The sequence below is a fragment of the Achromobacter sp. FW305-C-13 genome (assembly GCF_058783475.1).
In genome coordinates this window covers 388,850-415,729 of sequence record NZ_JBYSYN010000002.1, presented here as the reverse complement: position 1 = coordinate 415,729, position 26,880 = coordinate 388,850, and the positions used below count along the sequence as shown (strand labels likewise).

The window sequence follows — 26,880 nt, the reverse complement described above, 5'->3', positions numbered from 1 at the left end:
CCACCAACATTTCTTCCTAGCGCCGATACTCAGCCACTGAGTTCATCCGGTCTTCCATCGCCAGCGCTGACCACTCCACCTTCACGTCTTGCCCTCGGCTTTGCGCAGGGCGGCGGCGCGGCGTTTGGCGAAGTGGGCTGAGGCCTCTTCATTGGGCACGGCTGGCCGCGTGTCGCTCAAGGCTTCTTGCACTTTGGCGCGAAACCAGGCGTCATGCGCGGCAGGGTCCACGGCAAAATTGAACGGCAGCGTTCCTTCATTGGCCACGCGGGTCAACAGAATACGCACGGCATCCGACACGGTCAGGCCCATGTTGTTGAGCACTTGCGTGGCGCGCGCTTTCAGAACGGGGTCGATGCGGGTTTGAACAAGAGCGGTGGCGGGCATGGCGGGCCTCCTGGTGGACTAGACTTGGGATTCCCGCATTGTAATTCAATTGAATTACACAAAACCGCTGTCAAATACCTGATCCAAAACCAAGGTGGACATCCTGAACTCGAACCCATGACATGGTTGCCCGGAAAAGGGGGAAATCCCATTGCAGGGTAAAATCGATCCTGCTCCGGGGTGCACGCCAGTGCTGAGATTCAGACCCGCGAACTTGACCCGGTTCATGCCGGCGTAAGAAGAGCATTCGCCTTGTCCTGCCGCGCCCTTGCGCCGCTTGCGCAGGCGGGCTTCGGAGCTTCCCTGTACAGGATTGCCACGAACGCCCATGAACAACGTCGCCCCGCCGGTCGCGGAACTACTCGAATTCATCGCCCAGGACGGCTGCACCGACGAGCAGTTCGATCAGCTCGCGCTGCTCCTCTTCGCCTATCAGTACGGCGCCAACGCCCCCTATCGCAGTTTCTGCCAGCGCCGCGGCGCGACGGTGCGCAACGTGAAGACGTGGAGCGACATTCCGGCCGTGCCCATCGATGCCTTCAAGGCGATGGAGCTGCGCTGTGAGCCGCCCCGTCCTGACGAGCGCGTGTTCATGACCAGCGGCACGACGCGCGCCGATATGCGCGGGCGGCATTTCCATCCGCACCTGGCCGTGTACGACCTGTCCATGACCCGCAATTTCGCCCAGCGCGTCATGCAGGGCACGCCTCGCCTGCCGATGGGCATCTTGTTCCCGGATGAAATCGCGATGCCCAATTCGTCGCTGGCGCATTACCTGGCGCTGGCGAAATCCGCCTTCGGCACCGAAGACAGCCGCTATTTCATGTCGCCGCAGGGCATCGACCTGGACGGCTTGTGGCGTCAGCTGGAAGAGGCCGAGCGCCAGGGCGAGCCCTATGCGCTGCTGGGCGCCAGCTTCAGCTTCGTGCATGTGATCGACGCGCTGCGCAAGGAGGGCCGGTCGTTCCGCCTGCCGCCCGGAAGCCGCATCCTGGATACCGGCGGCTACAAGGGGCAGTCGCGCGAGTTGCCGCTGGACACCTTTTATTCGGAACTGTCGGAGCTGCTGGGCGTGCCGCGCACGCTGTGCATCAACATGTACGGCATGACGGAACTGAGCACGCAGTTCTATGACGACGGCAATGCCGTCGTGCCGTCGGTCAAGTCGGGGCCGCACTGGATCCGTTCGCGCCTGGTCGATCCGGCCACCGGCCGCACCGTGCCGGCCGGTGAGCGTGGCATCCTGGCGCACTGCGATCTGGGCAACTTCAATTCGGTCAACACCATCCTGACGGAAGACGTCGGCCTGCCGGCAGACGGCGGCTTCCTGCTGCTGGGTCGCGCCGAGGGCGCGCAGGCCAAGGGATGCTCACTGGCGGTGGAAGAATTCATCCGGTCGGCCACGCCATGAACACGGTCCGGGTCGAGGCCGGATACCTGCCGGGACTGGCCGCGGCCGACGTCCAATGGCAGACCCTGCCGTTCGAGCAGGATGGCCAGCGCGTCGACGTCGCGGTGCCGGTATTGACCGCGCTGCAGATGCAGGCACTTGCCGAGCGCATCAAACGCGCCAGCGCGCAGCATCTGAAGACGATGACGATGTCGGAGATCATCGCAGTTATCGACCGCGCCATCGCCCGCCTGCTTGACCCCAACGACCCGTACCGGCGGCAGGCCGACGCGCTGCTGCCGATCGTCAGCGGCTACGACGCTGAGATGGTGCGCCTGGGCCTGACCGGCTTTTTCAAGACGTTCCGCGCGCCGCAACTGCACCGCTTCGTAGCCGAAGACTTCGCCAACCCCAAAGTGCTGGACGGCTTCCAGCCTGCCGCCAAGGGCGGCGCGGTGCGCGCCTACGGTCCGCAGCTGCTCGCCCATAGCTGGGCGGGCAACGTGCCCGCGCTGGCGTTGTGGAGCCTGGTCTGCGGCTTGCTGGTGAAGGCCGGCAACATCGGAAAACTGCCCAGCGCCGAGCCGCTGTTTGCAGGCTGGTTCGCGCGCTTGCTGGCTGAGGTGCACCCGCCGCTGGCCGATTGCCTGGCCGTGGTGTGGTGGCGCGGCGCAGGCGACGAAGACGCGTCGGCGCTCTATGCCCAGGCCGATACGGTCGTGGCCTACGGCGGCAACGACGCGCTGCACGCCATCCAGCGCCGCCTGCCGGTCACGGCACGCTTTCTGGCGCACGGGCACAAGCTGGGTTTCGGCGTGGTCAGCGCAATGGCGCTGGATGCCCAGAAGGCGCCCGCCTTGGCCCGGCGCGCCGCGTGGGATGTGATGCGCTACGACCAGCAGGGATGCTATTCGCCGCACGTGTTCTATGTGCAACGCGGCGGCCCGGTTTCGCCGCGCGATTTCGCGGGCTACCTGGCCGGCGAGCTGTCGAATCTGCAGCGGCGCTTTCCACGGCGCGCGCTGGATTTGGAAGAATCTGCCGCCGTGGCGAAATGGCGGCAGGCGATCGAATGGACGCTGCCCCCAGGCGGCGCGGACGCGCTGATCGGCGACATGGAAACGGCATGGAGCGTGGCCTACGTCGATGAGGCGGCCTCCCTGGCGCCGACCGCTCTGCAGCGCAGCATCACGGTGGCCGGCATCGACGCGCTGGACGAGGTGGCGCCGCTAGTGGCGTGCCGCCGCGAATTCCTGCAGACCGCCGGCGTGGCCGCCACGCCGGAAGAGCTGTACCGCTTGGCCGAACAGCTGGGCGCGGCAGGCGTCACCCGCGTGAGCGCCATCGGCGCGATGAGCGTGCCCGAAGCCGGCTGGCATCACGATGGCCGCTTCAATTTGCTGGATCTCGTCCGCATGACTGAAATCGAGCAGTCCGCCGAAGCCGCGGCCGATCCGTTCGCGTCCTACGAGCCATGAACGCCGCTGTGACCAGGCCTTTTCTGGACATCGAACGGGCGGTCTATACCTACCCGGGCCGCCCACCCATCGTCGACGGTATCGATTGGCGACTGGAGGCCGGTGGCTTTCATTGCCTGGTCGGGCGCAGCGGCTGCGGCAAGACGACGCTGCTGAAGCTGGCCGCCGGCCTGCTGAGGCCGCAGTCCGGCCACATCCGCCTGTGGGACGGTACGCCCGCCGCCCCCGGGCCGCAGCTGGGCTATGTGTTCCAGGCCCCCACGTTGCTGGAATGGCGCCGCGTGATCGACAACGTGCTGCTGCCCGTGTCGCTGCAACGCCGTCCGTCTTCGGAGGACACCGCGCACGCGCACGAACTGCTGGCGATGCTGGGCCTGTCCGACCATGCCCAGCATTACCCCCGGCAACTGTCTGGTGGCCAGCAGAGCCGGGTGGCACTGGCGCGGGCACTGATCCTTGCGCCGGCCCTGCTGTTGTTGGACGAGCCCTTCGCGGCATTGGACGCCATCACGCGCGGCGAGCTGCAGGACGACCTGATGCGGATGTGCCGCCTGCGCAAGACAACGGTGCTATTCGTCACGCACGACATCAGCGAAGCTATCTACCTGGGCGACCGCGTCGCGGTCATGCACCAAGGCCGCATGGTGGCCGACCTGCACGTGGACTTGCCCGCGCCGCGCACGCAGTCCATGCGGCACGGCGCCGCGTTCAATGCATATTGCGCGCAGGTGTTCGAATTCATGAACGGGGCCCGCCCATGAAGGCCGCCTTCACGTCTCGCTTTTTGGCGGTCGCGCTGCTGGTCGTCCTGATCGGCGCTTGGGAGGCGGTTGTCAGGCAAGCGGGCATTTCCGCGCTGGTGCTGCCCGCCCCTTCCACCGTGGCCACGACGCTGTGGACGAGCCTTGCCACCGGCTATCTGTGGCCGCACATCGGCGCCACGCTGGCCGAAATGCTGCTGGGGCTGGCGCTGGGCGGCGCAACCGGCCTGGCGATGGGCGTGGCGTTGGCGGAATCGGCCTTGCTGGATCGCGTGCTCAAGCCCTACGTCATCATCAGCCAGGTCGTGCCCAAGCTGGCGCTGGCGCCGCTGTTCGTGCTGTGGTTCGGCTTCGGCATGGCGCCCACCGTCGTCATGACCGCGCTGATCTGCTTCTTCCCTTTGATGGAAAACACGCTGACCAGCTTGCGGCAGGTGGATCCGAACCGGCTGCAGCTGTTCCGCATGCTGGGCGCCTCGCGCGCGCAGACCTTGCTGCGCCTGAAACTGCCCGCGGGGCTGCCCGGCATCCTGGCCGGGCTGCGCGTGGCCCTGGTGCTGGCGCTGGTCGGCGCCGTGGTGGGCGAATTCATCGGCGCCAGCCGCGGGCTGGGCGCCGTCATCATCGCCGCGCAAGGCATGATGGACACGCCTCTCATGTTCGCGGCGCTGACGGCCATCGCCGCCATCGGGCTGCTGGGCTATCAGGCCACGCTGATGCTGGAGCGGCGCCTGCTGCGCCCCTACGCCGATCACTCATGACATTCTTCAGGACTCGTCCCATGCTCCCCTCTCCCACCCGCCGCGCGCTGCTGACCGCAGCCGCGAGCTTCGCCGCGGCGTCTCTGGCGCCGGCGGCCGCACGCGCCCAAGACGCCGCCGCAGGCAAGGTCACGCTGGCCGGCTGGAGCAAGCCCATCAGCGAAATCACCAACCTGCTGGCCGAGCCCGACAAGGGCTTCTTCAAGGCGCAGGGCGTGGAACTGGTCTACCTGCCGGGCGCGGGCGGCGGCGACGCCATCCGCAACATCCTCAGCGGCCAGGCCGACGTGGCCTTCACCGACCCGGGCTCGTTCTTCATGGCCCTGGATAAGGGCGAAAAGCTGCGCGCCATCTACGACATCTATCCGCAGAACGTCTTCAACGTGGTGTCGCTGAAGTCGGCCAACATCACGCGGCCGGCGGACCTGAAAGGCAAGCGCATCGGCGTCTATAGCCTGGCCAGCGGCACGCGCCAGAACCTGCTGGTGATGCTGCACCAGGCCGGCCTGACCGAGGCCGACGTTGAAATCGTCGTGACGGGTGTGCTGAATTTCGCACCGCTGCTGCAAGGCCAGGTTGACGCCACCGCGGCCACTGACACCGGCCTGCTCGTGGGACGCCGGCGCGGCCTGGGCGAGGTCAATGTGATGGAGGTGCGCGACACCCTGAACGTGTCCAGCGACCTGTTCGTGGTGAGGGAATCCGTCCTGCAGCAAAAGCAGCCGCTGCTGCGCGCGTTCCTGAAGGCGTACCGCGACAGCGCCGCGTGGATGATCGCCCAGCCGGAGGAAGCCGCAACGCTGGCCGGCAAGCGCGCCATCGACGGCACCGACCGCGCCATCAACCTGGAAGTGATCCGGCTGCGCAATGCGGCCTCGATCGCTTCCGGCGGCCGCCCGCTGGGCACGCTGGATCTGGACCTGCTGCAACAGGCCGCCGACGCCTATCGCAAGCTGGGCCTGATTCAGAATCGCATCGACGTGTCCGCCGCCGTCGACGCCAGCCTGCTGCCGGCAGCCTGACATGAGCGCCGCCCTGAAGTTCACAGGCAAGGTGGTGCTGGTGACCGGCGCCAGCCGCGGCATCGGCGCCGAAATCGCCCGCGGCTTTGCGCGGGAAGGCGCGACAGTGGTCGTCAACTACCTGAGCAATGCCGAGGCCGCCGAGGCCGTGGTGGCGCAATGCCAGGCCGCCGGCGGCGACGCCTGGGCCGTGCAGGCCGATGTCGGCTCGCCGGAGGCGGTGCGCGCCATGGTCGACGGCATCGTGCAGGATGCGGGCCGGCTGGATGTGGTGGTCAACAACGCCTTGCGGCATTACGCGTTCGATCCCCGGCAGCGCACCGCGTTCGACGCCCTCGGCTGGCAGGACTACCAATCGCAGTTCGACGGCGCCGTCGGGGCGGCGTTCAACGTCTGCCGCGCCGCGCTGCCGCATTTCAAGCAGCGCGCGCAAGGCGCCATCGTCAACATCGCCAGCAACCTGATCGAGCATCCGGTGGTGCCGTATCACGACTACACCACCGCCAAGGCGGCATTGGTGGCGTTCAGCCGCAATCTGGCCACCGAACTGGGACCCTACGGCATCCGCGTGAACTGCGTCGCCCCCGGCCTGGTCTACCCGACCCAGGCCAGCGGCGGCACGCAGGAGTCGTTTCGCGAGCAGTTGATCGCCGCCACGCCGCTGCGGCGCATCGCCCGGCCCGAGGACGTTGCCGGCCCCGTGTTGTTCCTGGCGTCCGACTGGAGCGGATTCATGACCGGGCAGGTGCTGTTCGTGGACGGCGGACTGGTGATGCGCTAGAGTGGGTAGCCCCCCGGTTCGCCGCATCCCAACGGAGTCGCGACATGCGCGTCCGAGCACGAATCCTCCACTGCCTGTTCGGACTGCTGCTAGGCCTGCCGGGCCTGGCAAGCGCACAAACGGCCTCGGCGCCGGCGGCGCCCGCCCCGGCTCCGCCCGAGGCCATCCAGATGGCGGACATCCCGTTGCGGGCGGATACCGACCTTCGGTACGCCGAAGGCGTGCTGCAACGCGTCGCGACGGCCGACCCGGGCACGGCGTTCACACCCACGCTGGACGCCATCGCCAAGTCCGCCGACGAAAAACTCTATGAATTCCAGCCCGCCCAGCTGCGCACCCTGCCGATCATGCGGGTGGAAAGCCTGGAGCGGCATTGGCTGTTTGACGCCCACCGGCTGGCGCATTGGCGATCCGACCTGCGTCAGGCCACCTCCTGGTACGCCAGCGACGCGGCGGAATTGTTCCGGCGGCGCGCCGCGTGGCAGGCGATCAAGGATGCCGCGGGTGCGGCCAACCTGCCGCCCGCGCTGACCGACCGCATGGATGCGGTGCTGGCGCAATTGACCGCAGCCGCCCAGGCGCTGTCCGGGCCGCTGTCGCGGCAAGCCGAACTGGAACAGCGCGCCGCTTCCATCGAGGAACGGATCAAGGCCGGCCAACGTTCGGTGACCGACGCCATCGACTACATCGATTCCCGCCTGATGCGCGTGGATTCGCCCCCGCTCTGGGCCCTGGGCCAAACCCCGGACTCGGGCCAGGACACGATGGCGCTGCTGCGCACGGGGCTGGACATCGAAGTGCGTTTCGCCCGCGATTACAACGCGGCCGAAAGCGGCAACCAGCGCGCGCTGCGCATATTGCAGCTGGTGCTGCTGCCGCTGCTGCTATGGCTGGCGCGAAAAAGCCGGGACGCGATCCGGGCGGGCGTCATGAGCGAAACCGCGGCAGGCGTGCTTGGCCGTCCCCTGTCGACGTGGCTGCTGCTGTCCATGCTGGGCGTGCTGGCGCTGGAGCCGGACGCCCCCTTGATGGTGCAGCAGGTCGCGCTGGTGCTGGCGGCGGTGCCGGTGCTGCGCTTGCTGCCGCCCTCTGTCCGCCGCCAGATGGATCAGTGGCCGCACGTCATCACCGGCCTGTTCCTGGCCGAGCGCCTGGGGTTCCTGTTCCTGGCCAACACGCTGTTCTACCGGCTGTCCACGGTGGCGCTGACCGCCGTCGCGCTGGCCGCCATCCTGTGGTTGATGCGCCGCGGCCACAAGGCAGTGCCCGTCGCCCCCACGCGGCAGATGCGCGCCTTGCGGGCTATCGCCTGGGGCGCCGCGGCGCTGCTGTGCGCGTCGCTGGCCGCCAACCTGTTCGGCAATGTGTCCCTGGCCGAAATGCTGACCAGCGCCGTCATCGGCAGCGGTTACTTCGGGCTGGTGCTCTACGCGGGCGTCACCGTCATCACCACGCTGCTGCAACTGTTGCTGGCGCGTCAGGGGATCTCCCGCTTCCGGCTGGCTCGCGAGCATGCGCCGCCGCTGGTTCAACTGCTGATCCGCCTGTTGACCGCGGCCGCCGCCGTGGGGTGGGCGGTGTACGCCATGGACCGCTTCCGGGTGCTGCGGTCGACCTACGCCTTCGTCGCCGAACTGCTGTCCTACACGCTGGCCGTCGGGACGATCTCGATCAGCCTGGGCAATATCCTGGTGTTCCTGATCTCGGTGGTGATCGCGTTCTGGGCCGCGCGCACCATCCGCCTGGTCCTGCACGACGAGGTGCTGACGCGCATGGCGCTGCCTCGCGGGGTGGGCAACAGCATCGCGTCGCTGACCTACTACCTGGTGCTGCTGCTGGGCCTGGGCATCGCGCTGTCGGCGGCGGGTTTCCAGACCAGCCAACTGACCATCGTGTTCGGCGCGTTGGGCGTGGGCATCGGCTTCGGCCTGCAGAACGTGGTGAACAACTTCGTGTCGGGCCTGATTCTGATGTTCGAACGCCCGATCCAGCCCGGCGACGTCGTGGACATCAGCGGCACGTCGGGGCAAGTGCGCGAGATCGGGATGCGGGCCACGCGGATCAAGACTTTCGAAGGCGCCGATGTGATCGTGCCGAACGGCACCTTGCTGTCCGAAAAACTGACGAACTGGACCATGCTGGACCGCAGCCGCCGCATCGAAATCAGCGTCGGGCTGGCATACGGCACCGACCCTGCGCAGGTGATCGCGCTGCTGAACGGCGTGGCGCGGCAAACCCCCGGCATCGTGGCCGACCCGGCGCCCGTGGTGCTGTTCATGGGTTTCGGCGCCAGCACACTGGACTTCAGCCTGCGCGCCTGGACCACCGATTTCGACCGCTGGATCGATATCCGCAGCGACATGCTGACGGGCATGTACACGGCGCTGAAACAGGCCGGCATCGAGATCCCGTTCCCGCAGCGCGACCTGCATCTACGCAGCATTTCGGACGAGGCCGGCGCCATGCTGGCGACGCGGCCGCCGCCCGCGGCCACCGAATCGGGCTGAGCCGTGGCGCCGCGGCTTATGCCGGCATCGCTTCCTTCACCAGTTCCACCCAATAGTGCGCGCCCAGGGGCAGGATGTCGTCGTTGAAATCGTAGTACGGGTTGTGCACAGGCGGATTGTCCTGCCCCGGGCGGGCCGCCCCCACGAACACATACGCGCCGGGGCGCTGCTCCAGCATATAGGCGAAATCCTCCGACCCCATCCGCGGCGTGCAGGCCGTGTCCACCTGTTCCGCGCCCACCACGCGCGCCGCCGCCCGGGCGGCCAAGCGCACTTCGGCCTCGGTGTTGACGCATGCGGGATAGCCGCGGAACACCTGCACGTCGATCGTGGTGCCGGAGGTCATGGCCACGCCGGCGCACACCTCGCGCAGCCGGCGTTCGGCCAGGTCGCGCGTGGCGGCCGTCAACGTCCGGCAGCTGCCGCGCAGCAGCACGCTGTTGGGCACGACGTTCCACGTGTCGCCCGCGTGAATCTGCGTGAGGCTCAATGCCAGCGCGTCGGTGGGCTTGACGTTGCGGCTGACGATGGTCTGCATGGCGGTGACCACCTGCGCCGCCGCCACGATGGGGTCGACGCCATGTTCGGGCTGGGCTGCGTGGCACCCCTTGCCCGTCACGGTGATCTCGTAGGTGTCGCAGTTAGCCATCACGGTGCCCACGCGGGTTGCCACCGTCCCGAAGGGCAGATTGGGCGAATTGTGCAGCGCGAAGACGGCGTCGCAGGGAAACTGCGTGAACAGGCCGTCCCGCACCATCGCCAATCCGCCGCCCGCGTGCTCTTCCGCAGGCTGGAAAATGAAATGCAGCGTGCCCCGCCAGCCGGGGTCGCCGGCCAGATGATGTGCCGCGCCCAGCAGCATGGCGGTATGGCCGTCGTGGCCGCAGCCATGCATCTTGCCGGCGATGGTCGAACGGTGGGAGGCGTCACCCAGCTCTTGCATGTCCAGCGCGTCCATGTCGGCGCGCAGGCCGATCACTGGCCCCTCGCCTCGCGTCATCGTGCCCACCACGCCGGTCTGGCCCAATCCGCGGTGAACGACAGCGCCGGCCCGTTCGAGCTCCCGGGCCACCAGGTCAGCCGTGCGGAATTCACAGAAGGCGGTTTCAGGATGCGCGTGCAGATCGCGGCGCCATTCGCGCATTTGATGCAGCAGGTCGGGGCTGACGGGCGATTGGACGATGGCCATGGGGCGGAGTCTCCGTAAGGCGGCTTGGGGGAAATACGGCTACCGACTATAGACAGGCGCGGGTACAAAGCCGATAGCAATGATCAAGTCTTATCGATGCGGTTTTTGCAACGATCCAACCCCACGCCAAGACCGCGGCAAGGAAGCCCTGATGGATGATGTCCTGGAGTTCAAGCGGACGCTGTGTCTGCTGCAAGTCATCGAGACCGGCACGCTGCGCGCCGCGGCCGACCAGCTGAATACCGATCCGTCGGCCATCAGCCGCGCCATCGCCCGGCTGGAGGCGGACACGGGGCTGACCTTGCTGGAACGCCGCGGACGCGGCGTCGTGCCGACCGATGCGGGGCGCCTGGTGGCGCTGTTCGCGCGGCGGCAGCAGGACTTGAATGAGTCCTTCCAGGCCGAGGTCAACAACCTGAAAAGCGCCACCCGCGGCCACGTCGAGCTGGCGTTGGGCGAAGGGTTCGTCGACATGCTGTGGGAACCCGTCCTACTTTCGTTCGTGCGCGAGCATCCCGACATCACCTACAGCATCCATGTGGCCGGCACCAACGAAACCGTGCGCTGCATCGTGGAGGAACGCGCGCAGATCGCCCTGGCCTTCCAGCCGCCCAACGATATGCGGCTGCGGTCGCACTATTCCCGCGCCGCGCCGATGCGCGTGCATGTGCACAAGGACCACCCGCTGGCGCGCACGCGCCGGGCCTTGCGGCTGGCGGACCTGGCGCCGCACGGCTGGGCCGCGATGGACGAATCGTTCGGCGTGCGCCAGCACATCCAGGCGGCGGAGCTGGACGAAAACGTCAAGCTCAAACCTGCCTTGCTGACCAATTCGTTCAAGATCCTGTGGGAGTTCGCCAGCCAGGGGCTGGGTTATGTCGTGAACCCGCTGTCCATGCCGCTCAAAGGCGCGCAGTTCCGCCAGATGGTGTCGCTGCCGCTGGCCAATCCCATCCTGAACAACAGCCGCACGCACGTCATCAGCCTGGCGGGCCGGCACCTGCCGCCCGCAACCGCCAGCATGCTGCGCCACATCCTGAAGACGTTTCCCGCCCTGGAGCCCCGGCGCGCCTGAGCCGTCCTCGCCTGAACCTTCCGCACTGATGCAGGCCACCCCCCAGGCCGGCAGCGCATCGTTGCGGAATTCACAATGATCCGACCGGCCGCCCGACATTGATGCGGGCAAACGCCGCTGCCTAGACTGCGTGAAGCAGTCCGGGAACCCGGCTGCCTCGACAACAGCAATGACAAGGGAGAAGCAGCATGCGTTGGAACCTACCGGCCCGGGCGGCCGCCATTTGCCTGGCGGCCTGCGCTGCCGCCCCGCTGGCGCAGGCCGCGGACTACCCCGGCGACAAGCCCTTGAGCCTGATCGTGCCGTATCCGGCCGGCGGCGCCAGCGATGCCTCGGCGCGGCAGTTCGGCGTGCACATCGCCCATGCGCTCAAGCAGCAGGTCGTCGTCGAGAACGTAGGCGGTGGCGCGGGCATGCTGGGCGCGCGCCGCGTGCTGACCAGCGCCCCCGACGGCTACACCTTCCTGCATGGGTCGGCCAACGAAGTCATCCTGAGCCCGTTCCTGAACACGGCGGCCCGCTACAAGCCCGAAGACTTCCGCCTGACCCAGCCCATCAGCGAAGCCACCATCGTGCTGTTGGCGCGCGCTGACTTACCCGTATCGACCGTCGATGACTTCATCGCCTACGCCAAGCGGCCGGGCGCCAAGCCCCTGACCTTCGGCAGCGTCGGGGTGGGTTCCCTGTACCACATCATGACCGAGTACCTGGGCCGGCGCGTAGGTGCGGAATTCCTGCACGTGCCCTATCGCGGCGCGGCGCCCGCCTTGCAGGACCTGATCGGCCGCCAGGTCGATTTCGCCGTCCTGCCCTATCAGCAGGCGATGGAAGGCATGGCGGCGCAGCAACAGATAAAGATCCTGACCAGCTTTTCCGACACCTTGCCCCCGCCGCTGGCCAAGCTGCCGCTGATCTCGCAAAGCAAGACCATCCCGGACTTCGTCTACACGATCGCGGGTGGCTACTACGTGCGGCAGGATACGCCGGCGCCAGCCGTGGACACTTTGCGCCGCGCGGTGGGGTACGCGTTGGAGCAGCCCGACCTGCGCGAGCGGATGGAAGCCGAAGGACGGCTGCTGTTGCGGCCGATGAGCCAGCAGGATGCCGACGCCTACGCGGTGGCGCAGGTCGCCAAGTACCGGCAGATGATCGACGCGCTGGGGCTCAAGCCGATGTAGGCATCGGCACCGTCAGCCCGTGCTTCACCCGGTTCATGACCACCAGGGTGGAGAAGCGCTTGACGTTGGGGTTGCCCCAGAAGTGGCGCTGGGCGAAGACCTCGTATTCGGCCATGTCGGACATGGTCAGGGTCAGCACGAAATCGACCTCGCCCGTGACCGACAGACACTGCATGATCTCGGGTGCGCCCGACATCGCGCGCTTGAACTGGTCCAGCTTGTCGGCGCGCTCGCTCTCCAGCGACACCAGCACCACCATCATGATCCCCCGCCCCACGGCGGCGGGATCCACCACCGACACGTCGGCCGTGACCACGCCGGCTTCGCGCAGGCGCTTCATGCGGCGCAGGCAGGACACGGGCGACAGGTTCACGCGCTCGGCGACGTCCTGGCTGGTGCGCTGGTTGTCTTCCTGCAGGCTTTGCAGGATCTGAAGGTCGAAATCGTCTAGTTCCATGGGGGCTCGGAACGCGTGGTATCTGGGCGGATAGGGCTACCCGCCAGATTCTAATCCTGCCCGCGACGGAATCCGGCCCCATTTCGACGGGAAACTTCATTTCCGGCCCTGCGGACGAAGGAAATATTCAGGCGGCTTGCTTACACTGGGAGCCTGCCACCCGCCACGCGGGATTTCCAGCCGTATCCCGCAATGCCCTCACTCCAGCTTTTCCTGCTTTTCCTTGCCGCCGATGCGGCGCTCAAGCTCACGCCCGGCCCCGACATGGCGCTGACGCTGTCACGGGGCATGACGCAGGGGTTCCGCCCCGCCTTCCACAGCGTGCTGGGCAATGTGGCGGCCGGCTTCATCCAGGTGCCGGCCGTGGTGTTGGGCCTGGCCTCCGTGCTGCGGGCCCTCCCGGCGCTGTTCGTGGGCATCAAGGCGGCGGGCGGTCTGTACCTGGGTTACCTGGGCATCAAGGCGATCATCCGCTGCGCGCAATCGGCCGAGGTGTCGCTGAGCGCTCGGCCGGGCGACGCCCGCGACGCCTTCTGGCAGGGCTTCATGACGAATCTGCTGAACCCGAAGGTGCTGCTGTTCATGATCGCCTTCCTGCCGCAGTTCACCACGCCGGACAACGGGCCCGTGTGGGTCCAGATGCTGGTGCTGGGCATCACGATGAAGGTGCTGAGCCTGCCCTATGGCAGCTGCTTCGCGTTCGGCGCGTCGCGTATCCGCGGCTGGGTCGGGCGCAATCCGTGGTTCCTGCGGATGCAGCAAGGCCTGCTGGGCGCCATCATGGTCGGCCTGGCCCTGTATGTGCTTTACTCCACCGCCGTGAATCCAGGCCCGTGAGGGCTGGACCCAGGCCCTTTTTGATTTTGCGCACCGCCCCAACGCTTTGAGCTTCACCCCGCCACCATGACCGCCGCCACCTTGAACACCGGGCAGAACGCCTCGGCCTCCACCCTGCTTCCCACCCTGTCGCTGATCGGCGCCATGGCCTCGCTGTGCATTGGCACCTCGTTCGCCAAGTCGCTGTTTCCCGAAGTGGGCGCGCAGGGCACGACCGCTTACCGCATCGTCATCGGCGCCATCATCCTGATCGCGTTCTGGCGGCCGTGGCGCTTTCCGCTGACCAAAAAGAACGCGGCCAAGATCGCCCTGTACGGCGTCACGCTGGCGTGCATGAACCTGCTGTTCTACATGGCGCTGCGCACGCTGCCGTTGGGCGTGGCGATCGCCATCGAATTCACCGGGCCGCTGACCTTGGCGGTGGTGCTGTCACGGCGCGCGATCGACTTTGTCTGGATCGCTTGTGCGCTGGCCGGACTCGTGCTGCTGATCCCCACCGGCCAATCCATCCATGACCTTGACCCGACGGGCATCGCCTACGCGCTGGCTGCCGCGGTCTGCTGGGCGCTCTACATCATCTTCGGCAAGATGGCCGGCAACGTGCATGGCGGCCAGGCGACGTCGCTGGGCCTGCTGGCCGCCACGATGGTGGCGCTGCCGGTGGGCGCCGCCCATGCGGGCATGGCCCTGCTGGACCCCAAGCTGATCCTGGCCGGCATCGGAGTCGGCATCCTGTCCAGCGCCTTGCCGTATTCGCTGGAAATGGTGGCGCTGCGGCGGCTCCCGCAAAAGACCTTTGGCGTGCTGCTCAGCATGGAGCCCGCGATGGGCGCGCTGGCTGGGGTGATCGTGCTGAACGAACACCTGACCCAGACGCAATGGCTGGCCATCTGCGGGATCATCCTGGCGTCGGCCGGTTGCGCGGCAACCGCGCAACGCAGCCGCAAGGCCCAGGTGCCCGCCCCCGACTAAGGCGTGCGCCGTCAGTCGGCTGATATGCCCTTGTGGCGGATCACCGCGCCCCAGCGGTCGCGTTCCTCGCTCGCATAGGCAAAGAACGCGTCCGGCGTGCTGCCGGCGGGTTCCATGCCTTGCAAGGTCAGTTGCTTGATCACGTCGGGCGACTGCAATGCCGCCACGATGGCGCGGCTCAGCTTTTCCACGATAGGCTTGGGCGTCCTGGCCGGGGCCACCACGCCTTGCCACGCCGCGGCTTCCAGGGGATAGGCGCCGGCCTCCCCGAAGGTTGGCACGTCGGGCAGCAGCGCCGACCGTTGCGCGGCCGGTACGGCGATGGCGCGCAGCTTGCCCGCCTGGATCAACGGCCGCGCGGCGGCCAGGTCGGCCATCATCAGGGGCACAACCCCCGAGGCCACGTCCTGCAGGGCGGGCGGCGTGCCCTTGTACGGGATGGCCGTGGCCTGCCCACCGAAGGTCTGCAGAAACAGTTCCATGGCCAGATGGTGCGGACTGCCCACGCCCAGCGAAGCGTAGCTGGCCTGCTTGCCACTGCGCAGATACATCAAGACGTCAGTCATGGTGGTCAGGTCGGATGCCGGCGACGCCACCAGGACGATAGGCAGGTTCACCAGCGTGGACACCATCGACAGATTGCGGAACGGCTCGTAAGGCAGGTTCTTGTACAACGACGGGTTCAGCGCCAGGGTGCTCATGCCTGCCGTCATCAGCGTATAGCCGTCCGGCGCGGCGCGGGCCGTTTCCTGCGCGGCGACGATAGTGGCGGCGCCGGGGCGATTTTCCACCACCACCGTCTGGCCCAGCGTGTCGCCCACGTGCTTGGCGACGATGCGGGTCGCCAGGTCGCTGCCGCCGCCGGGGCTGAATGGCACCAGCCAGCGGATCGGATGGTCCGGATATTCCGCGGCGGGCGCACTGGCGGAAAATGCGGCGGCGGCCGACAGCGCCGCCCCCAGCAAGGCGCGGCGGATGGTGCTTGTACTCATGACCTGGTCTCCTGAAGTGTTCGCGTCCATCAACCGCGTGCGGGGGACAGCCAGCGCAGGCCTGCGGAGGTGTCGCCTGCCGGCCGGTATTCGCAGCCGATCCATCCCCGGTAGTCCAGCTCGCGCAGCACGCCAAACACCCACCCGTAATCCAGTTCGCCGCGGTCCGGTTCGTGACGCAATGGCACGCCGGCGATCTGCAGGTGCCCCACACGTCCGGTCGGCAGGAACTCGCGCAGCTTGGCGGTGACGTCGCCTTCGACAATCTGGCAATGGTACAGGTCCATCTGCACCTTCAGGTTGGGCGCATTGACGGCCTGCACGATCGCATGCGCGTCGTCCTGGCGGTTCAGGATATAGCCGGGGATGTCGCGCGTATTGATGGGTTCGATCAGCACCGTGACGCCCGCCGAACGGGCCTGGCGCGCGGCCCAGTCCAGGTTCTCGCGGTAGCAATCCAGCAGGGCCTCGCGCGGCACGTCGGCCGGCGCCAGGCCCGCCATCACGTGGACATTCGAGCAGGACAACGCCGTCGCGTAGGACAGCGCCTGTTCGATCCCCGCCTGGAATTCTGCTTGCCGGCCGGGCAAGGCGGCCAGCCCGCGCTCGCCCTGGCCGACCACGCCGGGCGGCGCGTTGAACAGCACTTGCGACACGCCGGCCGCATCCATGCGTTCGCGCACGAAGGCCGCGGGCGCTTCGTACGGGAACATGCATTCCACGCCCAGAAAACCATCCGCCGCTGCTGCGGCGTAGCGGTCCAGGAACGCATGTTCCGTGTACATCATCGACAGGTTGGCGGCGAATTTCAGCATGGCGGGCTCCGGGCCGGGCGGCATTCCCGGCAACTTAGCACACCGCCGCCCCGCCGGGGCTACCCGCCGAAGTCGGGCGCCGGATGCAGCGTCAGGCGCGGCCCCGCCTTCAGGATCTGGCTGGGGATGTCGTGCCCGACCAGCGCGGGCAAGGTCGCCGCGATGCCCAAAATTCGGGTCAGGTCCACGCCCGTGTCGTAGCCCATCAGTTCCAGCATGTGCACCAGTTCTTCCGTGCAGACGTTGCCGCTGGCACCCGGCGCATACGGGCATCCGCCCAGTCCGCCCAGCGACGCGTCGAAGCGGTCGATGCCCGCTTCCAGCGCCGCCAGCGTGTTGGCCAGCGCCATGCCGCGTGTGTTGTGAAAGTGCAGGGTCGTGGTCAGGTCCGGAAACAGCCGGCGGACCTCGCGGCTGATCTTGCCCACCTGCGTGGGATAGGCCATGCCGGTCGTGTCGCACAGGGTGATGCCATCCACGCCCAGCGCGGCGAAGCGCCCCACCAGTTCCAGCACGTCGAAGGCGTTGATGTCGCCTTCCATCGGGCAGCCGAAAACCGTCGACAGCGACACGTTGACCGCGACGCGGCTGCCACGCACCACGCTGACCACGTCGCTCAGCTGCTCGAACGACTGCTCGCGCGTCATGCGCAGGTTGGCGCGGTTGTGGGTCTCGCTCACCGACATCACCAGGTTGACCTCATCCACGTTGCACTCCAGCGCCCGTTGCGCGCCGCGCACGTTGGGCACCAGCACCGTGTAGACCACGTCCGGATTGCGCTCGATCTGGTGCATCACGGCTTCGGCGTCGCGCAGTGCCGGAATGGCCTTGGGCGAAGTGAAGGACGTGGCCTCGATCTTGGCGAATCCGCTTTGGGACAACGCGTTGATGAAGTCGATCTTGTCCTGCGTCTCGATGAACTGCTTTTCGTTCTGGAAGCCGTCCCGGGGCGCCACGTCCTGGATGTACAGCTTCTTGCGGGTTGCGCTCGGTTCGTTCATGGCTGTCCCTTTCAGATGATGCCGCGCGCGCGCCAGTCGGCGCGCTTCGCCTCGTCGATGCCCAGGCCGGCCAGCACGTCGTCCGTGTCCTGGCCCAGGGCGGGCGCGGCGCTACGCACCTCGCCCGGCGTCTCCGACAGCTTGGGCACGATGCCCGGCAGCTTGATCGGCGTGCCATCGGGCAGCGCGCAGTCCAGGATCATGCCGCGCGCCTGGTAGTGCGGATCGGTGGCGATATCGGCCACGTCGTAGATCTTGCCGGCCGGTATCTGTCCTTCGTTCAGACGGACGAGGACCTCGTCCAGCGGGTGCTGGCCCGTCCACTGCGAAATGGCGTCGTCCAGCATCACCACGTGCTTCACGCGGCCGGCGTTGTTGGCCAGTTCCGGCGCATCGGCCAGGTCCGGGCGGCCAATCACGCCCATCAGGCGCTTGAAGATGCTGTCGCCGTTGCCGGCCACCAGTACGTACTTGTTGTCCTGGCAGCGGTACGCATTGCTGGGCGCGATGCCCGGCAGGCTGCTGCCCGCCGGCTGGCGCACTTCGCCGAACACGGCGTATTCCGGCAACAGGCTCTCCATCATGTTGAAGACGGATTCATACAGCGCCACGTCGATCATCTGACCCTGGCCGTTCTGGTCGCGCGCACGCAGCGCCAGCAGGATGCCGATCACGCCATGCAGCGCGGACAGCGAATCACCGATGGAAATGCCCACGCGCACGGGGGTGCGGTCCGGCTCGCCGCTCAGGTGGCGCAGGCCGCCCATGGCTTCGCCGATGGCGCCGAAGCCGGGCAGGTCGCGGTACGGACCCGTCTGGCCATAACCGGACACGCGCAGCATCACCAGCCCCGGATTGATGGCGCGCAGGTCTTCCCAGCCCAGGCCCCAGCCTTCCATCGTGCCCGGCTTGAAGTTCTCGACCACGACGTCGATGTCCTTGACCAGCGCGCGAATCAGGTCCTGCGCCTCGGGCTGGCGCAGGTCCAGGCTGACCGATTTCTTGTTGCGCGACTGCACCTGCCACCAGACGGACGTGCCGTCGTGGATCAGGCGCCAGTTGCGCAGGGGGTCGCCCTTGCCGGGCGGCTCGATCTTGATCACCTCGGCGCCGAATTCGCCCAGCATCTTGGCGGCGAACGGCCCAGCGATCAGCTGGCCCAACTCCAGCACACGGATCCCGCTCAATGGTTTGGATGACATGATTGCCTCGTCAGCTCTTGTGTTTTCCCAGATAGGCCTCGCGCACGCGCTCGCTGGCCAACAATTCCTGGCCGGTGCCCTCCATCACGATGGAGCCCACCTCCAGCACATAGGCGCGGTCCGAAATCGCCAGCGCCTGATTGGCCATCTGCTCGACCAGCAGGATCGTCATGCCGCGTTCCTTCAGCGACTTGATGATCTTGAAGATCTCCGCCACGATCAGCGGCGCCAGGCCCAGCGACGGTTCGTCCAGCATCAGGATGCGCGGCTTGCTCATCAGCGCGCGGCAGATGGCCAGCATCTGCTGTTCGCCGCCCGACAGCGTGCCCGCGTACTGATCCCGGCGCTCTTTCAGGCGCGGGAACATGGCAAAGCAACGCTCGATCTCGGCGGCCAGTTCCGCGGGCGGCTCCTTGCGCAGGAAGGCGCCCAGCATCAGGTTGTCGAACACGGTCTGGTCCGGGAACACCTGGCGGCCTTCCGGCACGTGGGCGATGCCCAGCCCCACGCGCTTGTGCGCACTGACGCCACCCAGGTCCTGCCCGGCGAACGCGATGGACCCCGTGGACTTCTCGATGCCCGACAGCGCGCGCATCATCGTGCTCTTGCCCGCGCCGTTGCCGCCGATGATGGTCACGATCTCGTTCGTGTCCACATGCAGCGACACCCGCTTCAATGCGTTGACGGCGCCGTAGCTGACCGCCAGGTCTTTGATATCCAGTAATCGGCTCATGGTGGTCTCCTATGCGGGCGCGCCCAGGTAGGCTTCGATCACTTTCGGGTTCTCCTGGATGTGGTTCGGCAGGCCGGAGGCGATCTTCACGCCATAGTCCAGCACGACGATGTGGTCCGAAATGGCCATAACCAGATCCATGTGGTGTTCGATCAGCAGAATGGTCAGGCCCATGCCCTTGAGCTTGACGATCAGATCGGTCAGCTGGTCGGTCTCGGCCGGGTTCAGGCCCGCCGCGGGTTCGTCCAGCAGCAGCAGGTCGGGCATGGCGGCCACCGCGCGGGCGATCTCCAGCCGGCGCTGCAAGCCGTAGGGCAAGCTGTTGGCGGCATCGTCCGCGTAGCGGTCCAGGTCGAAAAACTTCAGGATGGCGAATGCCTCCTGGCGCATGCGCCGTTCTTCGGCCAGGCTGGCCGGCAACCCCAGCAGGTTCGAGAAGAAGCCGGACTTCTGCACCCGATAGAACCCCACCATCACGTTTTCAAGCGCGGTCAGGCCGTCGAACAGCTTCAGGTTCTGGAACGTGCGGCCGATGCCGGAGGCCGCGATCTCGTTGGCGGACAGGCCCACCATCTGCTTGTTCTTGAAGCGGATGCTGCCCGCGTCCGGCGCAACCAGCCCGGACAACAGGTTCAGGGTCGTGGTCTTGCCCGCGCCGTTGGGCCCGATCAGCGACACGATCGAGCCTTGCGCCAGCGAGAACGACACCTTGTTGGTGGGAACCACGCCGCCGAAGGCCTTGTACAGGTCCTTCACTTCCAGGAACTCCGGCGCGGCCCGGCCTTGGCCAGGCTTGGCGGGCGGCGCGGTGCGCTTGGGCGTCCATTCGGCCGCGTTCGTGCTGCGTGCCAGGGCGTCGCGCTGCCCGCGCTGCGGCAAGACACGGCGCAGCAAACCGGCCAGGCCTTCGGGCATGGCGTACAGCGCAAACAGCAGGATCAGGCCATAGGCGAAATGCTGCACTTCGGGCCAGCGCGCCAGCATGGCGTCCAGCACGGTCAGCACCACCGCGCCCAGGAACGAGCCGACCGGGGTGCGGCCGCCGAACAGCACCAGCACCAGGAAGAACACCGACAGGTTGAAATTGACGAAGTCCGAGTTGATGTACTGGTTCTGCTGCGCGACCAGCCCGCCCGCGATGCCGCAGGTGATGGCGCTGATTGCAAACGCCAGGATCTTGAAGCGGTAGACGCTGATGCCCACGCTTTCCGCGGCGATTTCAGAGGTGCGCACAGCAGCGAAGCCGCGGCCGAAGCGACCGTTCAGCAACAGCGACGTCATCGCATGCAACGCCAGCCCCACCAGCACCACCACGACCACCCACTGGCGGCTGTCCAGCGTGGCGCCGTTGAAGGTCAGGCCGGTGATGCCGTAGAAGCCTTCCTGGCCCTTGAACACGTCGGTCCATTCGGACACGATCTTTTCGATCAGCAGGCCGAAGGCGATGGTGACCATGGCCAGGCTGGGCCCTTTGACCTTCAGCGCCGGGATGGCGATCGCCACGCCGAAGACGGCGGACACGCCCGCCGCGCACAGCAGCGCCAGCCACGGATTGACCTGGTAGTTCACCGTCAGCAGCGCCACGGTGTAGGCGCCCACGCCGAACAGGCCGGCGTGGCCCAGCGACTTCTGCCCGGTCTGGCCGACCAGGATGTTGAAGCCGGTGGCGGCGATGTAATAGACCCCGATGTTGAACAGGATCAGCAGGTAGAAATCGTTCAACCCCGAATAGGCGAAACCCACGGCCAGGGCGGCGATGACGAGCGGAATGAGGAGTTTGGACATGTTCACACCTTCTCCGCGTGCACGCGGCCCAGGATGCCGGCCGGGCGGAAATACAGCACGACGATGATCAGCGCGAACACGGCGATCTCGCGCAGGTTCGAATACCAAAGGCCGATCAGCGATTCCAGCAGCCCGATCAGGAAGCCGCCGAAGATGCAGCCGCGCGGGTTCTCCAGCCCACCCAGGATGGCGGCGGAAAACGCCTTGAGCGACAGCAGCGTGCCCACGAACACGGAGGCGGTTGCGATCGGCGCGATCATCACGCCGGCGATTGCGGCCAGCGCCGAGCTGATGACGAACACCGCCACCGCCACCGCGTTGGCATTGATGCCCATCAGGCTGGCGGTGGACTTGCTGAACGCCACCGCGCGCACCGCCTTGCCCATCTTGGTCTTGTGCAGCGCCCAGTCGAACACGATCATCAGGACGAGCGTGGTGCAGAACACCAGGATCTCCTGGGGACGCACGCCGGTGCCGAAGATCGTGATGATGCCTTCACCCAGCGGCGAGGCCACCGCGATCGGGGCCGGGCCCCAGATCAGCAGCGCCAGGTTCTGGATGATGATGCCAAAGCCGATGGTGCTCATCACCCATGACAGCCCCGCTTCGCCCACGAAGTGCTTGATGGCGGTGATGTACAGCACGAATCCCAGCAGGCCCAGGACCAGCATGGCCGCCAGCAGCGCGAACAGGAACGATCCCCAGGTCACGTCCTCGGGGCTGGGAAAGCCGATCAGCTTGCCCTGCGTGACCAGCAGGATCGCGCTGATGCCGATCAGGCTGGCCAGGGCCAGGAACGCGCCCTGGCCGAAGTTGAACGTCTTGGTCGTGGTGTAGGTGATGCTGAAACCGAACGCGACCAGGGCATAGACGCTGCCCATGGCCAATCCACTCAATATGGCTTGTAGTATTTGCATGCTGAAGGCCCCCTTTTGACGACTCCCCCGCAGCGCTGCCGCCGCGGGGGAGAGATCCTTGATGTACCGCTTTCCTGCCGTTTACAGCTTCAGGTCTTCGGGCTTGATGGCGCGGGTGACGTCGTCGTCAACCGTCACGACCTTGCCGTCGATCCAGCGCACCAGGCGGAAGTCCTTGACCGACAGGGCTTCGTGGTTGTCTGCCGAGAACGGCTTCTGGTAGGCCTTGATGACGCCTTGCGCCTGCGACAGTTGCTCCAGGGCGGCCTGCACGGCGGCGCCGTCCGTGGACTTGGCCTGCTCCATGGCGGCGGCGATCAGCTTGACCGAGTCATAGGCCTGCGCGGCCATCACGTACGTCGGCACGCGGCCGTCGCGCTTCATCAGCGTGTCGTACAGCGCCTTGGATTCCTTCGACGAGTCTTCGGTAATTGACGCGGTGAAGATCATCTTGCCGGCCAGCTCCGGGCCCGCGATACGCAGGAACGGTGAGCTCAGGTTGGCCCAGGACGCGAGCGTCGTCGGGAAGTAATTGATCTTCTCCAGGCTGCGCATGACGTGCGCGTTGGAGTCGGCCAGCGCATAGACGATCAGCGTGTCCGCGCCCGACGCCTTGATCTTGTTCAGCTGCGAGCTCATGTCCGTGTCCTTGGGACCGAACTTCTCGTTGGCGACCGGGGTGATCTTGTGCAGTGCCAGGATCTCCAGCGCATCCTTGGCGCCTTGCTGGCCGTAGCCGGTGGTGTCGGCGATGATCGCCACCTTGCCCGACTTGCTGGCGCGCGCCGCATAGGCAGCCAGCAGCGCGATCTGGTCGCGGTCGCGCATGGACACGCGGAACACGTAGTTCGGCGGCGACTTGGCGTAACGCCCGGTGATGTCGGTGGCGGTCGCCACCGGCGAGATCGTCGGGATCTTCTTCTGCTGCACGATGTGCAACCAGGCCAGCATGTTGCCGGAGTTCACGCCGCCCAGCATGGCGTTGACCTTGACGTTGTCGACCAGTTCGTTGGTGTTCTGGATCGCCTTGGGCGGGGCGCCGACGTCATCGCGTTCGACGATGACGACCTTCTTGCCCAGCACGCCGCCTGCGGCGTTCAGGTCATCCGCGGCCTGGCGCGCGCCGGCCAGGGCCGAAATGCCGAAGTCCGCCGAGCCGGTGGCCGACATGTCGCTGTTGAAACCGATCTTGATGTCGTCGGCAAGCGCAGCGCCGCTGGCGCCCGCAAGCGCCGCCGAGAGCAGCAAGGTCTTCATGATCTTGGGGAAATGCTTGGTGTACACGTTGTCTCCTAACGGGTCACTCGAGTGACCGCATCTTGGGTTTTCAGGAATTCCTGATCAGGTCGGCCGCCTTGTTGCCGATCATCATCGTGGCGGCGCAAATGTTCGCCGACGGCATGGCGGGCATGACCGACGAATCGATCACGCGCAGGTTCTCTACACCGTGCACGCGCAGCTGCGCATCCACCACGGCGTACTTGTCGCCCGCCGGACCCATGCGGGCCGTGCCGTTGACGTGATAGGACGACACGCCGAAACGGCGCGCGAAATCCAGCAGTTCGGAATCCGATTCGCACAGGGGGCCAGGCAGCGCCTCGCTGTCGAAGTACGGCGCCAGTGCCTGCGACTGCAACAGCCGGCGGGCCAGGCGAATGCCGCGCACCAGCGTCTGCTGATCGCGTTCGTCCGCCAGGTAGTTGGCCAGGATCACCGGGTCCTGCAGCGGATCGGCCGAACGGATGCGGACCTGCCCGCGGCTGTCCGGGCGGTGCTGCCAGACGCCCGCCGTCATGCCGGGAAAGTCGTCCAGCACCCCGACGTAGCCTTCCTTGTAGCTGGCGGGCGTGAACACGCCCTGCAGGTCGGGCGCGGTCAGTTCCGGCCGCGATTTCCAGAAATAGTGCAGCAGCGACGGGCTAAGCGCCATGATGCTGGGCCGCTTGAACAGCCAGCGGCTGATCTGGCCGGCCAGGTTCAGGCCTTTGACCAGTTCATTCATGGTCTGGCTGTTCTTCACGCGCGCCACGATGCGCACGGAATAGTGGTCGCTCAGGTTCTCGCCCACGCCGGGAAGATCGCATACGACCGGGATGCCGTGCTCACGCAGCAGCTCGGCCGGCCCCAGGCCGGACAATTGCAGCAGCTTGGGCGTGTTGATCGCGCCGCAGGCCACGATGACCTCGCGCTTGGCGCGCACCGCACGCACCCGGGCAGGATGCGCGGGATGGCAATAAGCCACGCCCACGGCCCGGGCGCCGTCGAACAGCACGCGGGTAGCCTGCGCATAGGTGCGCACGTCCAAATTCTTGCGCGCCATCGCAGGCTTCAGGAAGCACTTCGCCGTGCTCATACGCCAGCCGTTGCTGATGGTGCGCTGGAAGTAGCCCACGCCCGCCTGGTCGGCGCCGTTGTAATCGGGATTGCGCGGAAGGCCTTGCTCTACCGCGCCGGCAATGAAGGCCTCGCACAGCGGATGAATCCAGTCGATGTCGGTGACGGGCAGTTCGCCCTGGCGGCCGCGATAGCGGTCGTCGCCGCCTACCCGGCGCTCCATCGACTTGAAGTACGGCAGCACGTCCGCATACGCCCAGCCGGGGTTGCCGAGGCTTGCCCAATGGTCGAAGTCGGCCGCTTGGCCGCGGTTGTAGACCAGGCCGTTGATGGACGTGGAGCCGCCCAGCGTGCGGCCCTGCGGAATCGGCACGCGCCGCCCGTTGGTCTGCGCCGTGCCTTCGCTTGAGAACTGCCAGGCGTATTTCTTGTTGAATACCGCCTTGATGAAGCCGGCCGGAATGTGCAGGAACGGGCTATTGTCCGGCGGGCCCGCCTCCAGCACGCAAACGGTCGCGCCGTCGGCCGACAGGCGGTTGGCCAGGATGGATCCGGCCGCGCCGGAACCGACGATCACATAATCGAACGAGTCGGCGTCCCGCAGGGACGCTTGCTGGGCTTGGCTCATGTCAGGGTTCCGGAAGGGTTAGCGCGGCGCGTTGAACGACTTGCCGGCCAGGCACACGTACTTGATTTCGAGGAACTCTTCGATGCCGTACTTCGAGCCTTCGCGGCCCACGCCCGATTCCTTGATGCCGCCGAACGGGCCGACCTCGTTGGAGACCGCGCCGGTGTTGACCCCTACGATGCCGTATTCCAGCCCTTCCATCATGCGCCAGACGCGTTCCAGGTTGGCCGTGTAGAAATAGGCGGCCAAGCCGGAAGCGCTGTCGTTGGCGCGCGCCAGCACGGCGGCTTCAGAGTCGAAGGTGCTGATGCCCACCACGGGTCCGAAGATCTCTTCGTGCGCCAGTTCCATGGCATCCGTGATGCCCGTCAGCAGCGTCGGTTCATACAGCAGGGTGCCGGCCTGGCGCAGCTTGCCGCCCGCCAGCAGCGTGGCGCCATGCGCGGTGGCGTCGGCCACCAGGCGCGTCACCTTGTCGACTGCGCGCTGGTCGATCAGCGGGCCTTGCGTCACGCCGTCTTCCAGCCCGCCGCCCACTTTCATGCGGCGGATCTCGGCCAGCAGCTTGGCGTTGAACGCGTCTACCACGCTGGCGTGCACGTAGACGCGGTTGGCGCATACGCAGGTCTGGCCGGCGTTGCGGAACTTGGACAGCACCAGCCCCTGCACCGCCTCGTCCAGGTCAGCGTCCTCGAACACGATGAAAGGCGCGTTGCCGCCCAATTCCAGCGACAGCTTCTTGATGTTGGAGGCGCTTTGCTGCATCAGCAGGCGCCCCGTCTGCGTCGAGCCGGTGAACGTCAGCTTGCGCACCGTGGGGTTCTGCGTCAGTTCCGTGCCGATGGGGGCCGGGTCGCCGATGACCACGTTCAGTACGCCAGGGGGGATGCCCGCCTGCTCGCCCAGCCAGGCCAGCGCCAGCGCGGTGAACGGCGTCAATTCAGAGGGCTTGAGCACGACGGTGCAACCGGCGGCCAGCGCGGGGCTGACCTTGCGCGTGACGAGCGCCGACGGGAAATTCCACGCGATGATGGCTGCGCACACGCCGACCGGCTGGCGGATGGCCAGCATGCGCTGGTCGCTGCGGGTGTGCGGCAGCACGTCGCCGTAGACGCGCTTGGCTTCCTCGGCAAACCATTCCACGAACGACAACGCGTAGTTCAGTTCGCCGCGGGCCTCGGCCAGCGGCTTGCCTTGCTCCAGCGTCAGCAATAGCGCCAGGTCGTCGCTGTTGGCCTCGATCAGGGCATGCCAGCGGCGCAGGATGGCCCCGCGTTCCTTGCCTGTCTTGGCCCGCCATGCCGGCAGCGCGGCATCGGCGGCCGCGATGGCACGCGCGGTTTCGGCCTGGCCCAGATTCGGGACCGTGCCCAGCGGGCTGGCGTCGAAGGGATTGCGCACCGTGATGGTGGCCCGGTTGTCGGCGTCGCACCAGGCGCCGCCGATGTACGCCTGCTGCCGCAGCAGCTGGCTATTCTGCAGATTCATTGCTTTGCGCTCCATCCATCCTTCTTGCGCCGTCCGCTCAAACAGGCGGGCCGGTCGCTATTTTTGGGGAGAATAGCAACGGGCTTGCCGTCCCCAATAGCAGTCATTAACGATGCTGCCATCGCCAAACGCGATGGCAAGCCGGTGGCTCGCTACAATGGCCGTTCCCTTGCCGCCTTCGCCTGCCGCC

At 66.8% G+C, this 26,880-nt stretch carries 24 protein-coding genes and 1 riboswitch; of the genes, 11 read left to right on the top strand and 13 right to left on the bottom strand.

Annotated features, from left to right (window positions below; all coding sequences use genetic code 11):
- Nucleotides 1–81 precede the first annotated feature (81 nt).
- Nucleotides 82–387 carry a type II toxin-antitoxin system RelB/DinJ family antitoxin gene (locus tag AC3WMU_RS13470; protein ID WP_315139812.1) on the bottom strand — a complete coding sequence of 102 codons (306 nt, stop codon included), beginning with the start codon at nt 385–387 and terminating at the stop codon, nt 82–84.
- Nucleotides 388–553: 166 nt separating this feature from the next.
- Nucleotides 554–645: riboswitch (TPP riboswitch) on the top strand.
- Nucleotides 646–715: 70 nt separating this feature from the next.
- Here AC3WMU_RS13470 and AC3WMU_RS13465 point away from each other — a divergent pair.
- From AC3WMU_RS13465 to AC3WMU_RS13435, 7 genes are read left to right on the top strand one after another with little or no spacing between them, the layout of a single operon-like run.
- Nucleotides 716–1,798: a LuxE/PaaK family acyltransferase gene (locus AC3WMU_RS13465; RefSeq protein ID WP_492282481.1), complete on the top strand. Its 1,083-nt coding sequence runs from the start codon at nt 716–718 to the stop codon at nt 1,796–1,798.
- Nucleotides 1,795–3,255, top strand: a complete 1,461-nt coding sequence (locus tag AC3WMU_RS13460; RefSeq protein WP_492282480.1) for an acyl-CoA reductase — start codon at nt 1,795–1,797, stop codon at nt 3,253–3,255. The genes AC3WMU_RS13465 and AC3WMU_RS13460 overlap by 4 nt, the downstream gene beginning before the upstream one ends.
- Complete coding sequence (locus AC3WMU_RS13455) at nt 3,252–4,016, top strand: ABC transporter ATP-binding protein (RefSeq protein WP_492282479.1); 765 nt, start codon at nt 3,252–3,254, stop codon at nt 4,014–4,016. The genes AC3WMU_RS13460 and AC3WMU_RS13455 overlap by 4 nt, the downstream gene beginning before the upstream one ends.
- Entirely contained in the window at nt 4,013–4,777 is a 765-nt protein-coding gene (locus AC3WMU_RS13450) for an ABC transporter permease (protein ID WP_280029233.1), read from the top strand. The genes AC3WMU_RS13455 and AC3WMU_RS13450 overlap by 4 nt, the downstream gene beginning before the upstream one ends.
- A 20-nt stretch (nt 4,778–4,797) precedes the next feature.
- A complete protein-coding gene (locus tag AC3WMU_RS13445; protein WP_424625548.1) occupies nt 4,798–5,799 on the top strand; it encodes an ABC transporter substrate-binding protein in 1,002 nt (333 codons plus the stop codon).
- Between the two features lies 1 nt (nt 5,800).
- Nucleotides 5,801–6,580, top strand: a complete 780-nt coding sequence (locus AC3WMU_RS13440) for an SDR family oxidoreductase (protein WP_006227126.1) — start codon at nt 5,801–5,803, stop codon at nt 6,578–6,580.
- A 44-nt stretch (nt 6,581–6,624) separates the two neighbouring features.
- Nucleotides 6,625–9,087, top strand: coding sequence for a mechanosensitive ion channel family protein (locus tag AC3WMU_RS13435; RefSeq protein ID WP_492282478.1), 2,463 nt, complete (start codon nt 6,625–6,627; stop codon nt 9,085–9,087).
- A 16-nt stretch (nt 9,088–9,103) separates the two neighbouring features.
- On the opposite strand, the gene AC3WMU_RS13430 is transcribed toward AC3WMU_RS13435, so the two are convergent.
- Complete coding sequence (locus AC3WMU_RS13430) at nt 9,104–10,276, bottom strand: M20 aminoacylase family protein (protein ID WP_492282477.1); 1,173 nt, start codon at nt 10,274–10,276, stop codon at nt 9,104–9,106.
- Between the two features lie 151 nt (nt 10,277–10,427).
- On the opposite strand from AC3WMU_RS13430, the gene AC3WMU_RS13425 reads away from it, so the two are divergent.
- Together AC3WMU_RS13425 and AC3WMU_RS13420 are read left to right on the top strand one after the other, a co-directional pair.
- A complete protein-coding gene (locus tag AC3WMU_RS13425; RefSeq protein ID WP_006227123.1) occupies nt 10,428–11,351 on the top strand; it encodes a LysR family transcriptional regulator in 924 nt (307 codons plus the stop codon).
- Between the two features lie 188 nt (nt 11,352–11,539).
- On the top strand, nt 11,540–12,529 hold the full coding sequence (locus AC3WMU_RS13420; protein ID WP_492282476.1) for a Bug family tripartite tricarboxylate transporter substrate binding protein: 990 nt from the start codon (nt 11,540–11,542) through the stop codon (nt 12,527–12,529).
- On the opposite strand, the gene AC3WMU_RS13415 is transcribed toward AC3WMU_RS13420, so the two are convergent.
- Nucleotides 12,516–12,986, bottom strand: a complete 471-nt coding sequence (locus AC3WMU_RS13415) for an Lrp/AsnC family transcriptional regulator (RefSeq protein ID WP_006227121.1) — start codon at nt 12,984–12,986, stop codon at nt 12,516–12,518. The two genes, AC3WMU_RS13420 and AC3WMU_RS13415, sit on opposite strands and share 14 nt — an antisense overlap.
- 192 nt (nt 12,987–13,178) lie before the next feature.
- Here AC3WMU_RS13415 and AC3WMU_RS13410 point away from each other — a divergent pair, with 192 nt between their 5' ends.
- On the top strand, nt 13,179–13,823 hold the full coding sequence (locus tag AC3WMU_RS13410) for a LysE family translocator (RefSeq protein WP_492282475.1): 645 nt from the start codon (nt 13,179–13,181) through the stop codon (nt 13,821–13,823).
- A gap of 66 nt (nt 13,824–13,889) precedes the next feature.
- Nucleotides 13,890–14,795, top strand: a complete 906-nt coding sequence (locus AC3WMU_RS13405; RefSeq protein WP_488704347.1) for an EamA family transporter — start codon at nt 13,890–13,892, stop codon at nt 14,793–14,795.
- Between the two features lie 11 nt (nt 14,796–14,806).
- On the opposite strand, the gene AC3WMU_RS13400 is transcribed toward AC3WMU_RS13405, so the two are convergent.
- The 10 genes from AC3WMU_RS13400 to AC3WMU_RS13355 form a co-directional block, all read right to left on the bottom strand.
- Nucleotides 14,807–15,787, bottom strand: coding sequence for a Bug family tripartite tricarboxylate transporter substrate binding protein (locus AC3WMU_RS13400; protein WP_492282474.1), 981 nt, complete (start codon nt 15,785–15,787; stop codon nt 14,807–14,809).
- A 29-nt stretch (nt 15,788–15,816) separates the two neighbouring features.
- Nucleotides 15,817–16,602, bottom strand: coding sequence for a 2-oxo-tetronate isomerase (gene otnI / locus AC3WMU_RS13395; protein ID WP_492282473.1), 786 nt, complete (start codon nt 16,600–16,602; stop codon nt 15,817–15,819).
- A 59-nt stretch (nt 16,603–16,661) separates the two neighbouring features.
- Nucleotides 16,662–17,603, bottom strand: coding sequence for a hydroxymethylglutaryl-CoA lyase (locus AC3WMU_RS13390; protein ID WP_315139848.1), 942 nt, complete (start codon nt 17,601–17,603; stop codon nt 16,662–16,664).
- An 11-nt stretch (nt 17,604–17,614) separates the two neighbouring features.
- Complete coding sequence (locus AC3WMU_RS13385) at nt 17,615–18,805, bottom strand: CaiB/BaiF CoA transferase family protein (RefSeq protein ID WP_492282472.1); 1,191 nt, start codon at nt 18,803–18,805, stop codon at nt 17,615–17,617.
- A gap of 10 nt (nt 18,806–18,815) precedes the next feature.
- A complete protein-coding gene (locus AC3WMU_RS13380; protein WP_280029210.1) occupies nt 18,816–19,538 on the bottom strand; it encodes an ABC transporter ATP-binding protein in 723 nt (240 codons plus the stop codon).
- A 9-nt stretch (nt 19,539–19,547) separates the two neighbouring features.
- Nucleotides 19,548–21,329: a branched-chain amino acid ABC transporter ATP-binding protein/permease gene (locus AC3WMU_RS13375; RefSeq protein ID WP_006227113.1), complete on the bottom strand. Its 1,782-nt coding sequence runs from the start codon at nt 21,327–21,329 to the stop codon at nt 19,548–19,550.
- Nucleotides 21,326–22,240 carry a branched-chain amino acid ABC transporter permease gene (locus AC3WMU_RS13370; protein WP_088588861.1) on the bottom strand — a complete coding sequence of 305 codons (915 nt, stop codon included), beginning with the start codon at nt 22,238–22,240 and terminating at the stop codon, nt 21,326–21,328. Before AC3WMU_RS13370 ends, AC3WMU_RS13375 begins: the two co-directional genes overlap by 4 nt.
- A gap of 81 nt (nt 22,241–22,321) precedes the next feature.
- Nucleotides 22,322–23,524 carry an ABC transporter substrate-binding protein gene (locus AC3WMU_RS13365; RefSeq protein WP_280029207.1) on the bottom strand — a complete coding sequence of 401 codons (1,203 nt, stop codon included), beginning with the start codon at nt 23,522–23,524 and terminating at the stop codon, nt 22,322–22,324.
- Between the two features lie 43 nt (nt 23,525–23,567).
- A complete protein-coding gene (locus AC3WMU_RS13360; RefSeq protein ID WP_088588859.1) occupies nt 23,568–25,202 on the bottom strand; it encodes a GMC family oxidoreductase in 1,635 nt (544 codons plus the stop codon).
- Nucleotides 25,203–25,220: 18 nt separating this feature from the next.
- Nucleotides 25,221–26,690: an NAD-dependent succinate-semialdehyde dehydrogenase gene (locus AC3WMU_RS13355; protein WP_492282471.1), complete on the bottom strand. Its 1,470-nt coding sequence runs from the start codon at nt 26,688–26,690 to the stop codon at nt 25,221–25,223.
- Nucleotides 26,691–26,880 lie beyond the last annotated feature (190 nt).

Excerpts from the sequence above, each read along its gene's own strand:
- AC3WMU_RS13450 (WP_280029233.1), top strand. The coding sequence starts at position 4,013 with ATGAAGGCCGCCTTCACGTCTCGCTTTTTGGCGGTCGCGCTGCTGGTC.
- AC3WMU_RS13425 (WP_006227123.1), top strand. The coding sequence starts at position 10,428 with ATGGATGATGTCCTGGAGTTCAAGCGGACGCTGTGTCTGCTGCAAGTC.
- AC3WMU_RS13355 (WP_492282471.1), bottom strand. The coding sequence starts at position 26,690 with ATGAATCTGCAGAATAGCCAGCTGCTGCGGCAGCAGGCGTACATCGGC.
- otnI (WP_492282473.1), bottom strand. The coding sequence starts at position 16,602 with ATGCTGAAATTCGCCGCCAACCTGTCGATGATGTACACGGAACATGCG.
- AC3WMU_RS13410 (WP_492282475.1), top strand. The coding sequence starts at position 13,179 with ATGCCCTCACTCCAGCTTTTCCTGCTTTTCCTTGCCGCCGATGCGGCG.
- AC3WMU_RS13405 (WP_488704347.1), top strand. The coding sequence starts at position 13,890 with ATGACCGCCGCCACCTTGAACACCGGGCAGAACGCCTCGGCCTCCACC.
- AC3WMU_RS13420 (WP_492282476.1), top strand. The coding sequence starts at position 11,540 with ATGCGTTGGAACCTACCGGCCCGGGCGGCCGCCATTTGCCTGGCGGCC.
- AC3WMU_RS13445 (WP_424625548.1), top strand. The coding sequence starts at position 4,798 with ATGCTCCCCTCTCCCACCCGCCGCGCGCTGCTGACCGCAGCCGCGAGC.
- AC3WMU_RS13370 (WP_088588861.1), bottom strand. The coding sequence starts at position 22,240 with ATGCAAATACTACAAGCCATATTGAGTGGATTGGCCATGGGCAGCGTC.
- AC3WMU_RS13390 (WP_315139848.1), bottom strand. The coding sequence starts at position 17,603 with ATGAACGAACCGAGCGCAACCCGCAAGAAGCTGTACATCCAGGACGTG.
- AC3WMU_RS13440 (WP_006227126.1), top strand. The coding sequence starts at position 5,801 with ATGAGCGCCGCCCTGAAGTTCACAGGCAAGGTGGTGCTGGTGACCGGC.
- AC3WMU_RS13470 (WP_315139812.1), bottom strand. The coding sequence starts at position 387 with ATGCCCGCCACCGCTCTTGTTCAAACCCGCATCGACCCCGTTCTGAAA.
- AC3WMU_RS13400 (WP_492282474.1), bottom strand. The coding sequence starts at position 15,787 with ATGAGTACAAGCACCATCCGCCGCGCCTTGCTGGGGGCGGCGCTGTCG.
- AC3WMU_RS13360 (WP_088588859.1), bottom strand. The coding sequence starts at position 25,202 with ATGAGCCAAGCCCAGCAAGCGTCCCTGCGGGACGCCGACTCGTTCGAT.
- AC3WMU_RS13380 (WP_280029210.1), bottom strand. The coding sequence starts at position 19,538 with ATGAGCCGATTACTGGATATCAAAGACCTGGCGGTCAGCTACGGCGCC.
- AC3WMU_RS13385 (WP_492282472.1), bottom strand. The coding sequence starts at position 18,805 with ATGTCATCCAAACCATTGAGCGGGATCCGTGTGCTGGAGTTGGGCCAG.
- AC3WMU_RS13460 (WP_492282480.1), top strand. The coding sequence starts at position 1,795 with ATGAACACGGTCCGGGTCGAGGCCGGATACCTGCCGGGACTGGCCGCG.
- AC3WMU_RS13455 (WP_492282479.1), top strand. The coding sequence starts at position 3,252 with ATGAACGCCGCTGTGACCAGGCCTTTTCTGGACATCGAACGGGCGGTC.
- AC3WMU_RS13435 (WP_492282478.1), top strand. The coding sequence starts at position 6,625 with ATGCGCGTCCGAGCACGAATCCTCCACTGCCTGTTCGGACTGCTGCTA.
- AC3WMU_RS13465 (WP_492282481.1), top strand. The coding sequence starts at position 716 with ATGAACAACGTCGCCCCGCCGGTCGCGGAACTACTCGAATTCATCGCC.
- AC3WMU_RS13415 (WP_006227121.1), bottom strand. The coding sequence starts at position 12,986 with ATGGAACTAGACGATTTCGACCTTCAGATCCTGCAAAGCCTGCAGGAA.
- AC3WMU_RS13430 (WP_492282477.1), bottom strand. The coding sequence starts at position 10,276 with ATGGCCATCGTCCAATCGCCCGTCAGCCCCGACCTGCTGCATCAAATG.